15 protein-coding genes are annotated in these 12,836 nt (G+C 37.5%); 9 read left to right on the forward strand and 6 right to left on the reverse strand.

Annotated features, from left to right (window positions below):
- Positions 1-111 precede the first annotated feature (111 nt).
- Complete coding sequence (locus tag D1B31_RS04690) at positions 112-735, forward strand: TetR/AcrR family transcriptional regulator (RefSeq protein ID WP_118919605.1); 624 nt, start codon at positions 112-114, stop codon at positions 733-735.
- A 252-nt stretch (positions 736-987) separates the two neighbouring features.
- Positions 988-1,644 carry a GTP pyrophosphokinase gene (locus tag D1B31_RS04695; RefSeq protein WP_118919963.1) on the forward strand — a complete coding sequence of 219 codons (657 nt, stop codon included), beginning with the start codon at positions 988-990 and terminating at the stop codon, positions 1,642-1,644.
- Between the two features lie 92 nt (positions 1,645-1,736).
- On the opposite strand, the gene D1B31_RS04700 is transcribed toward D1B31_RS04695, so the two are convergent.
- Positions 1,737-2,717, reverse strand: coding sequence for an NAD(P)H-quinone oxidoreductase (locus tag D1B31_RS04700; protein WP_118919606.1), 981 nt, complete (start codon positions 2,715-2,717; stop codon positions 1,737-1,739).
- 255 nt (positions 2,718-2,972) lie between these two features.
- On the opposite strand from D1B31_RS04700, the gene D1B31_RS04705 reads away from it, so the two are divergent.
- Entirely contained in the window at positions 2,973-3,359 is a 387-nt protein-coding gene (locus D1B31_RS04705; protein WP_118919607.1) for a DUF302 domain-containing protein, read from the forward strand.
- Between the two features lie 153 nt (positions 3,360-3,512).
- Here D1B31_RS04705 and D1B31_RS04710 read toward each other — a convergent pair whose 3' ends face one another.
- Positions 3,513-4,946: a bifunctional metallophosphatase/5'-nucleotidase gene (locus tag D1B31_RS04710; RefSeq protein ID WP_118919608.1), complete on the reverse strand. Its 1,434-nt coding sequence runs from the start codon at positions 4,944-4,946 to the stop codon at positions 3,513-3,515.
- Between the two features lie 159 nt (positions 4,947-5,105).
- Here D1B31_RS04710 and D1B31_RS04715 point away from each other — a divergent pair, with 159 nt between their 5' ends.
- The 4 genes from D1B31_RS04715 (at position 5,106) to D1B31_RS04730 (ending at position 8,299) form a co-directional block, all read left to right on the forward strand.
- Positions 5,106-5,819 (forward strand): cytochrome c biogenesis CcdA family protein, encoded by a 714-nt coding sequence (locus tag D1B31_RS04715; RefSeq protein ID WP_338036452.1) that lies wholly within the window; start codon positions 5,106-5,108, stop codon positions 5,817-5,819.
- A gap of 19 nt (positions 5,820-5,838) precedes the next feature.
- Entirely contained in the window at positions 5,839-6,537 is a 699-nt protein-coding gene (locus D1B31_RS04720) for a response regulator transcription factor (RefSeq protein ID WP_118919610.1), read from the forward strand.
- A gap of 34 nt (positions 6,538-6,571) precedes the next feature.
- Positions 6,572-7,588 (forward strand): HAMP domain-containing sensor histidine kinase, encoded by a 1,017-nt coding sequence (locus tag D1B31_RS04725; protein WP_240035173.1) that lies wholly within the window; start codon positions 6,572-6,574, stop codon positions 7,586-7,588.
- A 129-nt stretch (positions 7,589-7,717) separates the two neighbouring features.
- Positions 7,718-8,299, forward strand: coding sequence for a peroxiredoxin family protein (locus D1B31_RS04730; protein ID WP_118919612.1), 582 nt, complete (start codon positions 7,718-7,720; stop codon positions 8,297-8,299).
- A gap of 126 nt (positions 8,300-8,425) precedes the next feature.
- Here the strand turns inward: D1B31_RS04730 and arr are convergent, their stop codons facing one another.
- Positions 8,426-8,842: an NAD(+)--rifampin ADP-ribosyltransferase gene (gene arr / locus D1B31_RS04735; RefSeq protein ID WP_118919613.1), complete on the reverse strand. Its 417-nt coding sequence runs from the start codon at positions 8,840-8,842 to the stop codon at positions 8,426-8,428.
- Positions 8,843-9,257: 415 nt separating this feature from the next.
- Positions 9,258-9,410 carry a hypothetical protein gene (locus tag D1B31_RS24580; RefSeq protein ID WP_192894730.1) on the reverse strand — a complete coding sequence of 51 codons (153 nt, stop codon included), beginning with the start codon at positions 9,408-9,410 and terminating at the stop codon, positions 9,258-9,260.
- Between the two features lie 166 nt (positions 9,411-9,576).
- Here D1B31_RS24580 and D1B31_RS04740 point away from each other — a divergent pair, with 166 nt between their 5' ends.
- The gene (locus D1B31_RS04740; RefSeq protein ID WP_118919614.1) at positions 9,577-10,686 is read left to right on the forward strand and encodes a DUF3626 domain-containing protein; all 1,110 of its coding nucleotides are present in this window, start codon (positions 9,577-9,579) and stop codon (positions 10,684-10,686) included.
- 302 nt (positions 10,687-10,988) lie between these two features.
- Positions 10,989-11,213, forward strand: a complete 225-nt coding sequence (locus D1B31_RS04745) for a hypothetical protein (protein WP_118919615.1) — start codon at positions 10,989-10,991, stop codon at positions 11,211-11,213.
- 68 nt (positions 11,214-11,281) lie between these two features.
- On the opposite strand, the gene D1B31_RS04750 is transcribed toward D1B31_RS04745, so the two are convergent.
- Entirely contained in the window at positions 11,282-11,659 is a 378-nt protein-coding gene (locus tag D1B31_RS04750; RefSeq protein WP_158587456.1) for a DUF3888 domain-containing protein, read from the reverse strand.
- Between the two features lie 604 nt (positions 11,660-12,263).
- Complete coding sequence (locus tag D1B31_RS04755; RefSeq protein WP_118919617.1) at positions 12,264-12,464, reverse strand: hypothetical protein; 201 nt, start codon at positions 12,462-12,464, stop codon at positions 12,264-12,266.
- Positions 12,465-12,836 lie beyond the last annotated feature (372 nt).

Genomic DNA, 12,836 nt, shown 5'->3' on the forward strand with positions numbered 1-12,836 from the left:
AAAGTTATGTGACACAATGTCATGTTTCATTGACGTATGACACCGTGTCATATATAATCGTCTTATCGCTAATGTGACACGCTGTCATTCGATTGATGGGAGGTTTATAGAATGCCAAAACAAACTTTTTTTCATTTACCTGAAGACAAGCAGGGCACATTGATTCAAGCTGCTAAAAAAGAGTTTTCACGAGTCCCGTTACATGAAAGCTTAATTTCGAATATTATAAAAGATGCGGGAATTCCTCGGGGTAGTTTTTACCAATATTTCGAAGGGAAAGAGGACTTATATTATTTCCTCTTAAACCAGATTTCAGAGAAAAATAATGATCGGTTTATCGCTTCCTTGAAGGAGAATAACGGGGATGTATTTGAATCTTTTATTGATTCCTTTCAGTTTATGATTCAGAACCACAGAAATCAGGAACACAAAAACTTTTTTAAGCATGCTTTTTTAAATATGAATTATAAATTGGAAAATATATTAGCTAGTAACATGTACCAGGAAAACCGGAAAAGTCAGTATCTAACTATGATTAGCTTAATCAATACCGAAAATTTGAATTTGAAGGATGAACGTGAACTTCACCATCTGTTCCAAATTATGATCTCTGTCACTTTTCAAAATGTTATTCAAGCGTTTGTAAGGGATCTTACAGATGAAGAGGCTTTAAAAAATTATGTTGAGCAACTGGAACTGTTAAAAAGAGGCTTATATAAGGAAGAGAATCTATGAGCTCTTTTAAAGTAGTGAGAACAGAGAGGATTTTTTTGCAAAGGATTGTTAAAAAACTGCAAAATCAGGGCGTCAATGCACAGATATGCAAACGGCCAAAACAAATTCAAAAACATTTTTGAAAGGCTAATGTTTATGAAACATACGTGTTAGCAGTTTTAATCGAATGGAAGGTGCATAAACGTGTTAGATGAATTAACCTCCGTAGATCTTGAGCACTTTAAGAAAACTAGAAATGAGCTTAAAAGGTTCATGATGGTCTATAAATTTGCGATTGATGAAGTAAATACCAAGTTGAATATTTTGCGAGAAGAATTTCAAGCCATTCACGACTATAATCCGATTGAACATATTAGCTCGCGAGTAAAGTCACCAGAGAGCATATTTAAAAAGGTGCAAAGGAAAAATTGTGAGCTGTCACTTGCATCTATTAAAGAAAACATTCATGATATCGCAGGGATCCGAATTACGTGTTCCTTCATTTCAGATATCTATAAAGTAAGCGAAATGATTAAAAGTCAAATAGATATCAGCGTTATCGAGTGTAAGGATTATATTAAGAACCCAAAGCCTAATGGATATCAAAGTCTCCACCTTATTATCATGATTCCGGTTTTTATGTCGGACCGGGTTGAACATACGTATGTTGAAGTCCAAATCAGGACCATTGCCATGGACTTTTGGGCAAGTTTAGAACATAAAATCTATTATAAATACAATAAGGTCATACCTGAAAGACTAACGAGGGAACTTAAGGAAGCCGCACTCTCCGCGATGGAGTTAGATAGGAAGATGGAAAGGCTTCATGAAGAAGTGAATGTGATTAAAAGTACAGAAGAGAATCGTGAGCAACAAAGAAACCTTCAGATTCATGGGAAAATTGCCGAGATGGTTGGTTTGTTGAATTAGTGAGCGATCCAGGGAATGGATTTGTTTTTGCCTAGTGAATAGAAAGGAGGATGCGGCAATGGTTTGCGTGCATCCTCTATTTAATTCACTAATTAATCTACCTTTAATATAATTTTTCCGATGTTTTTGTTGTTCTCCATATGTTCATGTGCTTGTTGGATTTGATTAAAAGGAAAGACTTGATCGACAATTGGACGAAGCTTGTGATTTGCAAAAAGGTCTAGGGTTTTGTTGGCAAATTCAGTTGTCAGGGCTGCCTTGTATGCATCGCTTCTTGGTGTGAGCAATGTGCCAGTCAGCTGAATGCGTTTTGACATTAAATCCATTAAATTTACGTTTTCTATATTTGCTCCTCCCAAAATACCAATTAACACCCAACGTCCATCAACTTTGATGCTAGAAAGATTCTTACTCCAATACGATGCCCCGATGAAATCAAGAATCAAATCAACCCCTTGATTGTTGGTGATAGTCAATATTTCCTCATCAAAGTTCTGTTCCTTATAGTTTATACACACATCCGCCCCTAATGACCGGCAAAAATCAAGCTTCTCTTCCGATCCGGCTGTCGTTATGACATTCGCTTGACCGATTTGCTTCGCAAGTTGAATTGCTGCAGTTCCGACCCCACTCCCGCCAGCGTGGATCAGCACGGTTTCATTTGCACGTAATTGGCCAATCCAAAATAACGTTTGATAGGCGGTTAGAAACACTTCAGGAATAGCGGCAGCTTCTTCAAATGAAAGATGATGATTGGGAATCATCATCGCTCTGTCAGCCGGCATGACAACGTATTCGGCATAACCGCCGCCATTCACAAGCCCCATAACGCGCGTACCAACCTCGATTTCTGAACCTGGGCCTACTTTTTCAACTGTTCCAGCAACTTCTACACCTAAAATTGGATTGTCCAAATAGCCCAAACTCTTTTCTCGATTAATAATATCCGTTCGGTTAACGGCTGATGCTTTTACTTTGATTAATATTTCCCCATCCTTTGGTTCTGGTTTAGCATGTTCTGTAATTTGTAATTGATCTGCACCGCCTGGTTGTTTTACAGTGATAGCTTTCATGTTAAGCCTCCTGTGATAATAACTTTGATTCTATATTAAGTTTTAAAATGTATTAAATAAAGAAAGAAGCTTATCAGTGTTTAAAGCGTACCTTAATTAGTTCATGAGTGGGGTAGACAGAGAAGCGATTATCCAAAGAAAATATATCCACCTTTTGATATTGGGGTATAGATCACCCGCTATAAATCAACTGTTGATTTGATTCTTAGAAACAGGGGAATAAATAAGATTAAAAGTGGAAAAGGAGATGAGCCTATGTTTCATTACACTGTAGAAACGAATCAATCAATCGAAGAAGCGATGGTAACCTTAGAGGAAAAATTAAAAGAGGATAAGTTCGGTGTGCTTTGGCATTTTGATATCAAAGATACGTTACAAAAGAAAGGGTTTGAATTTGATCAATCTTATCATGTGATTGAAGTTTGTAACCCAAAAGAAGCGCAACGGGTATTATCAGAAAATAAAATGGTAGGCTATTTCTTACCATGTAAAATGGTTGTTTATGAAGATAAAGGCAAGACGAAAATAGGTATGCCAAGACCTACGGCTTTAATTGAATTGATCAGCGAACCCTCTATTAAAGAATTTGCCCAGGATATTGAAGACCGCTTAATTGCATGTATCGACCGGGTTGTGCAATAGCATAGTGTGACGCAAGAGCTAGACCCTTGGACGAGGATGAGTTTCTCTGTCTAAAGGGTCCTTTTTCATAGATGGAATTTTTTCATAAATAAAATAGGGTTTTTTACTTATTGATTCTCTATTATTCAATACAATCCACTGAGCCAGTTCGTCTTATACACTAATAATCCGGTTTTTCCAGTCAGCTTGGTATGGACCGTTATCTTTAAGGAAAGAATGGATGAGCTCAATCGCCTGATGTTCATGATACGTTTTCTTTTCTTCCATTCCTTTAAACAGTTGCTGTCCTCCGCCTGCAATTTTATAGGTTTTACTCAGGTTGATATCCTTACCGCCCACTTGAAGGGTTTGGATACGATGTCCTTTTGGGTTATATGGTTTGTAGGTCATGAACAAGCCCGAAGAGCGCAAAATATAACCGCCTTTTTGCTGAAAAGGATCTGAAGAAAAAACTTGTTCCAAATTTTTTTCTAGTATATTCAGAAGTTCTTTCCCTTCGACTTCCAGCGTAAAAAGTTTCGGGTTGGTGGGAATGATGCTGTGCAAATCATACATCGAGAGAGAGCCAGGTGCTTGAGGAGGCCCGTATCGCCATCCGTGGGAAAAAGCGGCGTCACATGACAGGGAGTGCATATAAGCATCCGTGATCAGCTGGTCCATTGGGGCCTCGTTTAATGTCATCCGGTGTAACATCGAATTCGTTTGGCCTGCGATTTCTTTCTTTTCGTTCTCATAACGGCCGACAGCGGTCTGAACAAGTTCTTCCACTACCGAATCTTCAGCCAGTTGTTCGTCAATATCGATCAACTGGTAATTAACGCCCGTAATTCTTCCGTTATCAATAGCAATATCCAGCCGCCCTAAAAATGAAGAATTGGAGCCGGCCTGAACAACGATTGTATCGTTCACCATGATTGGCTTGGAAACACGGTCGTGACTGTGACCAGAAAGAAGGATATCTATCCCATCAACAATGGAAGCCAGTTTCACATCAAGGGGAAGCCCCATATGGCTAAGCAACACAATAAGATCTGTCGCCGGTTTTAAAATTTGAACAATGTCGCGGACTTCATCCAAACCTTTGGAGAAGACCAGTCCCTTAGAAAAACTACGCGCCATTGTTTGATCTACATAAGGGTATGTAAGCCCGATCACACCAACCTTAACCCCTTGCATTTCTTTAATGAAATAAGGCTCAAATAAGGTTTTGCCACTTTCTTCATCCTTTACATTACAGGCGATTGCAGGAAACGGAAGGCTTTCAGCCAGTTGTTTCAGCTGTTCGCGGCCATAGGCAAAATCCCAATTACCCGGAACAAACCCGTCAAGTTCCATTTCTTTTAATATTGGAAGGATCGCGCTGCCTTTGCTGCTTACAAGAGGAAGAGTCCCATGAAACAAGTCACCACCATCCAGGAATAGCACTTTGGGGTTTTTGTTTTTAGCGTCTTTTACATATTGATTGATCCGTGAAAAGCCACCCGCCTTTTTTAAATACGGGCCTTTTGCGCCCCAGAAAAGCTCCTCGTGCATTTCCAGGCAGCCATGTGTATCATTTTGTTGGATAATTGTAATTTCCTGGACCATTTTATCCCTCCTGGTTTTTTCCCACCTCAAAAACTTTAGTCTATATATATCTGCCCAGATAAATGTTTTGGAAACCTGATTATTCATCGAAAAATGAAAGTCCAATCTTAATCAAACTTTAACAATTCAAACCCATAATGAAACAGAAAAGGAGTGAGTATGATGAATGATGTAGGAATATTTTTTGCACTAGCGGGTGGCGTATTATCTTTCTTCTCCCCATGCGTATTTCCTCTTTTGCCAGCCTATATCACCCATTTAACAGGTGGAAAGATTGAAGATGCAAAAATGCAAGTTAATCGAGCAAAGCTTTATTCAAGGTCAATAGGTTTTATTATTGGTTTCAGTCTGATCTTTATCGCACTTGGAGCCTCAGCGAGCTTTATCGGTAAGGCTCTGGCGGATTACCGAATGATTATTATGCAAATTGCTGGTTTGTTGATTATTGTTTTCGGGTTGCAGATGGCAGGCTTATTAAAATTTAAATTCTTAATGAAGGAAAAAAGGTTTGAAACTGAACAAGGAACAAAAAATATTTTTAGTTCCATTTTATTAGGAATGGCATTTGCAGCAGGCTGGTCACCTTGTGTCGGACTTGCCCTGTCTTCCATACTATTATTGGCGGGGTCATCAGAAACTCTCAGCCAGGGTGTTTTTTTGTTAGGCGCCTATTCACTCGGAATGGCCATTCCGTTTTTTATCATTTCCATTGTTCTTTCCTATTCTCTGAGTACAATAAGAAAAATCAACAAATATTTGCCAAGGCTTGCATTTGTTAATGGCATGATCATGGTATTCCTGGGGTTCCTGGTCTTAAGCGGACAAATGCAGAAAATCAGCGCCTGGCTTGCATCATTTAGCTTATTCTTTTGATTAGAAGGAGGAAGCGCGCTTGCGTCAAGAAAACTTAATTGGAAAATCGGTCTTGGTTGTAGAAGATGATTCAAAGATACGAAACCTTGTGAAAATTTATTTGACCCGAGAGGGGTATGAAGTGATTGAAGCGGTTAACGGACTGGAGGCAAAGAAAAAAATAGAAGAGATGGATCCATGTATTTTAATTCTTGATCTGATGCTTCCTAAGATCAGTGGAGAAGAGATATGCAGATGGGTTCGGGAGGATTATAAGAGTAGGATGCCGATCATCATGCTGACGGCAAAAGCATCTGAAAAAGAACGGATTAAAGGTTTTAAATTGGGCGCAGATGATTATGTGGTCAAGCCTTTCAGCCCTGGAGAATTAATGGTCCGTATTGAAGCAGTGCTTAGAAGGACGGCAAGTCGCTGTGGAAAGTTGAGTTTTACTGGGTTTACAATTAAGCCCTCAAAAGGAGAGGCATCGATCAATGGTGAGCAGCTTGAATTAACCCATTTTGAATTTAAACTTCTTCATATATTCATGCAGCATCCTGATCAGATTTTATCTAGGGATCAGATCCTTTCCTTTATCTATGAGAAGAATGAAAAAGCTGTATCAGACAGAACAATCGATGTCCATATTAAGAATTTACGTGAAAAAATAAAAGACAAAACACCTAAAGATTATATTCAAACCGTACGGGGAATGGGGTATAAATTTGTGGCTTTATAAAAAATTTTTCAACCTTTTATCACGGCTTATCGCTTTGAATAGTATTGTCATTTTGCTCGTCATTCTTATCGCAGGCATATCCGTCAAGGATTATGCTTGTTTTTTGGTTAATTCGGAACAAGTTACAGGCCAAGCTCTTGTTGATACGTTGAATGAATTTCTTTTGAAAGCGGGCATCATAGCCTTCATTATGGTTGGGCTATTTCATTATTTTACAGTCAGAAAAATAATGAGTCCCATCAAGTCCTTATCATCGGCGGCAAAAGCGGTAAAGGAGGGCAGTATCCCAAATAAAATTAAGGTAAGTACATCAGGCGAGATGAAGGAATTGATTGAGAATTTCAATTCAATGACTGAGACACTTTATTTGGTCCAAGAGCAACGGGAAGAAATGCTTCGTGATATTGCGCACGAACTTAGAACTCCATTAACAAACATAAACGGATATCTTGAGGCCCTGCAAAACAAAGTGATTGAGGGAGATTCCGAATTATTCGGCTCGCTGCTTGAAGAATCTAAACGCATTACAAGGATTGTCGAACTGATAACAGAATTGAATTCCTGGAATAAAGGAAATTACTTTTTTGAGAAACAGTTTCATCCTTTAAAGATCAATGAAGTGTTGTCAAAGGTGATCACGACCTTCCAATTAAAACTGGAAAACAAATTTAAAGTCTATCACATTCATTTTGACCAAGCAGAAATACTCGGGAATCAAGATGGTCTCAAGCAGGCCTTTACAAATATCCTTCAAAATATTATTGATTACAATACCGGAGAGGTACTAACCGTCAACGGATCGATAGGAAATGAAACATACACCATTGTTTTTACACATACCGGTCAATATATTGATCCTGAAAAAAAAGATCTTATCTTCGAACGCTTTTATCGAATGGAACAATCACGAAGCACAGATACGGGAGATGCAGGGCTTGGGCTTGCCATCACCAAAAGTATTATTGCTTCCCATGGCGGGAAGGTCGGAATCAGTACAAATGGCAATAATCATACATTTCGGATACAGCTTCCTTTGAATTCAAAAGCTTAATCATTCCTTAACAATTAGAAACTACCATTAGGTTGAGAGTAGTTTTTTCGCTGGAATCATTGACCGATACCTGCATGGGCTCAATTGTATTTATCCGTGGAATGAAAGCTGATAAGGAGGCAAGATGATTTGAATAAAAATTTATTGTCAATTGCAATTATCATACTGGCAATTGCAATTGTATTCGTCAACGTGTGGAAGCCATTTGAAAAGGAAGCAGCAAATTCTATAACTGAAGAGGAGATATCGACGGATGCAGATATTCCGGGTGTGGACCTCTCTGAAGTAGAAGAAGGAAAGTTGGCACCTGATTTTGAATTAACCACATTAAACGGAGAAACAGTCAAACTATCCGATTATAAAGGAAAAAAAGTAATTTTAAATTTTTGGGCGACATGGTGCCCGCCTTGTAAGGCTGAAATGCCTCATATGCAAAACTTTTATGAAAAAAACAAAGATAAAGGCATTGAAATAGTGGCCGTGAACCTGACAAAGATGGATAAAGGGAAAAAGGAAATAGATAAATTTGTTAAAGATTTCGGTCTAACCTTTGATATCCCCTTAGACAGAGGTGGGGATATTGGTATGCAGTATCAAGCCTTTATCATTCCCACGAGCTATATTATTGATACAAAGGGGAGAATAGTAACAAAATTTATCGGTCCAATGGATGAGCCGACAATGGAAAGCTTAACGAAGGATATCAAATAAAGACCTCAATTGCTTGTAGAGAAAGCAGATATTTTCTCTACAAGTTTTTTTATTAAATAAACGAATGCTGATAACAGACGGTCAAGGCTCACCCGCAGCTTTCAGAAACTTTATAGACTTTAAGGATTAATCGTCTATTACAGCATTTCCTTGTTCGCGCAACTTTTTTAAAGATGTAATCATATGATTTATTTCCTCATCGGAATGTCTTTCCCATGAACCTAATTCAGCTATTATTTTCAAAGGAGACTTGGACCTATAGGAACGTGTGGGGTTTCCGGGAAATCTTTTGTCTGTTAAGTTCGGATCATTTTCAAAATCACCTAATGGCTCGACAATATAAATTCTTTCTTTTGATTTAGAAGTTGCTAATTCAGCACCCCATTTAGCAGCATCTAATGAAGCGGTAAAGTAGATAAAGTTCGATTTTTTATCTTGGTAATTGGATAAGTGCTGTGGTTTTAATAAATCCCCAATTTTCAATTCTGCTTTCGTACCATGAAAAAAAGGACCAGGATCTAAGACATCTTTTTTGTCATTCATACTGATACACCTCTTTTTTGATTTGTGTATAACATTGTAATATAAGAAATACATAAAGAGTACTCTGAAAATAATTTTAGCGTTTTTTAATACCCACATTTCTTTGCATCCCTTTTATGAGGGATTTTTTATATCAACAAAAATTTTGAAAGAGGAATTCTTCAGATTAACACGAATTCGTTTAAGAAGGCTGTTTTCGTATAGATTGTTGCTTTCTTTACTATACTGTAAAAGGCTTGAAATATTGGGGTTTAAGGAGGCGTTCAAGTATGTGGGAAGACGTTTATGAGGATGATTTCAGCGAATTTGTTTCGGCGTGTCAAAAATCCAATAATTTAACAGTCAATCGATTAAGAGATGTAGCATAAAAGTGAAATATGCAGTCAAATGACGACATATTTATGTAAATATCACATTATTTTTCTTTATACAAGATCAACACAGCAAAAAAGAATACAGGCGAAGAAAATTTCACATCTATTATTTCTAATGAAGCGTCTGATAGAAAATCATTCACCTTTTTATCAAATCCTTTTTCAGTATAACCTATTATTGTTTTGGCTTTCAAAATAATACACTCCCCTTCTAATCTATAATACTTTATACGAATATTTAACCCTTTAGTTTCAAATAACTCACTTTGTTTAATAACTTCACATTTTTCTTAAAACAACAACAATATTTGGGAAAACAGCCTTTAAGAATATGCGCTGTAAAGAAAAGGGGGCAACCTTTTGAAATTAACAAGGCCGCAAAAATTGGCATTGGAGTATATTACTAGTTATGCGCGAAACCACAGGAATGAAGCGAAGGAAACGATTAATCATATCCTTCGAATGTCTAATATCGATGGTATAACCTATAGAGATGCCATCAAAAAATTAAAGGCAAATGCACGGATCGCTTTACACTTTCATCCCGATCGACCTGATTCAATGCTGAAAAGTGTTGCGGAGGCGCTGCTTGAGCAAGGGACATATAAGAGCCAATTTGAAACACAACTATCTAATGGACTGGTATCTGCTCTTCCCGGGGGTGCGCGTGATAGATGGGAAGAGAGAATTTTTGGAGGAGCTTATCAACAGGAAGGTACAAGGAATAACGAACGGCCCAAATATGGCGCTCTCAATTTGATGCTGCACCCGGATGGACCTTCTCCAAGATTTGGATCATGCTATTTTCTTCTAAAACCGGAAGTCTCCCATCGCTGTACATATACGTATATGGATTCTCACCAGGACCCTAGGGAAAAAGGGACGTATGAAGAGTTTGATATGATCGTCGCTGCACTATTGGAGGAGACGTTTACAAGGGAGTATGCCATTGGTGAAAGAAACTTGACTCCGGCAAAATTAATAAATCATTTGCTCGTTATTCTAGAGAAACCTTTCCAAGATCCGGCTAACAAAGAGCCACACCGAAATCTAAATCACTATATTGAAGCCCAGGTGCATGGTGACATATCCCTGAAGGATGACGTGGATATCCTTGTTGCAGATCCTTCTTTCAAAAATACAAATACAGGAAGGGTTCTTGAGGAACTATGCCTTCGGTATGCCATAAGTCTATACTGGCACGCGGGGTTCGCGCTTTCAGTGGACGAGGTTCCAAAAGATTATAGAGGACCAACCATGCCTTCTCTGGCTAAACGGATTGCTCACAAACATATCATATCGGCGAACTTGATTGGAGATGCCGCGATGGGGTTGAAACGTAATGCGGTTTCTTGGAGTGATAGAGGGAGCTATAATGAAGTACTCCAGGAATTAAAACTTTTGTGGCATGTCCTTGTTAAGTTTGGAAAGCCGTTTCGAAATTATCATATTAACGGTGAAAAAAATTGACTTACTCTATTCTTTACATGTTTTGAACGAAAAAGTGCTGTCCGAATGTTAACGGGTTCCGTTCCCTATCGCAAACATACGAAAAATTATTATTTTGCATATTTAAATTAGCAATTACGATTATGAACTAATGTACTTAAACAAACGGGTGTGTTGATCCAGGAAGGATGACTAATTCCCTATTGAACAAACGGGGCAGGTTAGTGCAATAAGAAGTTGTATAATAGGGTTAATACTTTATGGGAAATACGCTTTGTTAAACAACTTTGAAGACGTAATAATACCTTGAGGTGAGTAATAATATGAACTGGTTAGGAATAGCCTGTGGTTTGATTGCTGTTTTTTTGTTGGGGTTATTACTTATCGAAACAACCCGATTTAAGAAAGAATTGAAGAAGGAAATTAATAAGAATGATAGGAGTTTATCCAACAGTTTTGTAAAAGGATGGGAAAGAAAAACATCCAGAGAAGTTATCCTTGGGATTACAGCGTTTATTTTTGTTATATTAGCAATTTTATTTAAATAATAAAGTCTTGTTTAGCTAACGGGGCAGTTTAGTTGAAGAATATTCTCGAAGAAAAATCATCCTTGTTACTAACGATGAATGCATTCAGTTATTTCGTTTTGCTTTAACCTTCTGTTTTTGACATCAATAGCCTGCCACTCCAAAGTATATTTATTACTAAAAGTGATAGTGACTAAATCATATGGGAAATCGTGAGCATCTTCAAATGTTGTTAGCTGCACGGTAACATTAAAGTAGCGGTAGGTTTCGTGTTCCACCTTCTCTTTGATTTGGAGAATCTTTGGGCAATAATACTGCTTCGGTTTGCCGAAATGTTTTTCGAGTGCCTTGTCGATGGATGAAAAAAGCAAATTGAGGATCACATCATCACGCAACTGTACATCTTTTTTAGTTGCGGTTTCGGCTTGAACGGGAGAACTAGAGAAAAGAGTTAGGCAGGCAATCAATATTAAAAGGCTTTTTTTTATAAGAATCCTCCATTTAATGTTGCTCTTATTATGAACAATTAAGGAAATTCTCATTAAACAACGGGTACATTGATCTTACGAGGATAAGGCAATTTTTTGTTGAATTCGTTATTGAACAAACGGGGCAGTTTAGTGCAATAAGGAATTTTTATAATAATTATCACATTTTATCTACAGACATATCAATGGATTGGAAATAAAATGGGTTTAAAAGCGATGGATGTGATAATATGATGGAAAACCTTCCTGTAATATATCAAGGAAAAGAATACTTATTAATCGTTCAATACGCATCTGGATTTTGTGAAGTAATAAAAAAAGGGGATTCATCCAACAAAGTTGAACTAGTCCATTTTACTGAGCTTAGATTCAAAAGCGAAACCGTTTAGTAATTTATTTTTGTTACTAATACTATCTATTATAGGATTCTCACTATGGGCATAAAATCTTATAGGGATTATTGCCTCTTTTGAATTCCTTTTGAGGGGCAGATTAGTTTAATCAGAAAATAATAAATGATCAGTTTACCTTTTTTGAAATAAATATGAAAAAACGCCTATTGGCGTTTTTTTCGAAGAGAGTGCTATTCATTTGAACCCATATTCTGTACATTCTTCGCCGCTTTGTTGACGGCATTGGTTGTTGCATCTACGACATTCATTGCAGTGTTCTCTGTTGTCTCTAACGCACTATGGGCGACTTGGAATGCGGCACCCGCAGTATCCTTTATCCCTTTAGACACCTGATTTTCTTTCTGATTGTTATTTTGTTGTTGGTTAGTCATTTTACCACCTCCTGACATTTTAGGGTATGGAGATAGAATTATTAATATACATTTGTAAGTAAAACTGAAAGCAATATTTGTAATATATTCAATTAATAATTTGTATGAAAATGGAATGTAAAAGGGTTACGGGAATTTTGAAAAGGTACAAGGTCACCAAGGAAAAGCACAGTCTAGTAGTGCGTCGGGACCTCGTAACAGTTTTAAAAAGTTTTCCTATTGCACCAGGCACGGGCGGTTTAACCTAAAAGGGGTTAAGACACTTTTTGTTGAAATCCTTATTGAACAAACGGGGCAGTTTAGTTCAAGAAGGAATAATAAGTGGAGGTTTAAATATTGAAATTTCTCACTAGCCTTATTTTTAGCGAGGTA

The organism is Neobacillus notoginsengisoli (assembly GCF_003515685.1).
Lineage (GTDB): Bacteria > Bacillota > Bacilli > Bacillales > Cytobacillaceae > Bacillus_D > Bacillus_D notoginsengisoli.

Coding starts and splice junctions, on each gene's coding strand:
- D1B31_RS04690 (WP_118919605.1), top strand. CDS start 112: ATGCCAAAACAAACTTTTTTTCATTTACCTGAAGACAAGCAGGGCACA.
- D1B31_RS04695 (WP_118919963.1), top strand. CDS start 988: ATGATGGTCTATAAATTTGCGATTGATGAAGTAAATACCAAGTTGAAT.
- D1B31_RS04700 (WP_118919606.1), bottom strand. CDS start 2,717: ATGAAAGCTATCACTGTAAAACAACCAGGCGGTGCAGATCAATTACAA.
- D1B31_RS04705 (WP_118919607.1), top strand. CDS start 2,973: ATGTTTCATTACACTGTAGAAACGAATCAATCAATCGAAGAAGCGATG.
- D1B31_RS04710 (WP_118919608.1), bottom strand. CDS start 4,946: ATGGTCCAGGAAATTACAATTATCCAACAAAATGATACACATGGCTGC.
- D1B31_RS04715 (WP_338036452.1), top strand. CDS start 5,106: ATGATGAATGATGTAGGAATATTTTTTGCACTAGCGGGTGGCGTATTA.
- arr (WP_118919613.1), bottom strand. CDS start 8,842: ATGAATGACAAAAAAGATGTCTTAGATCCTGGTCCTTTTTTTCATGGT.
- D1B31_RS04745 (WP_118919615.1), top strand. CDS start 10,989: ATGAACTGGTTAGGAATAGCCTGTGGTTTGATTGCTGTTTTTTTGTTG.
- D1B31_RS04755 (WP_118919617.1), bottom strand. CDS start 12,464: ATGACTAACCAACAACAAAATAACAATCAGAAAGAAAATCAGGTGTCT.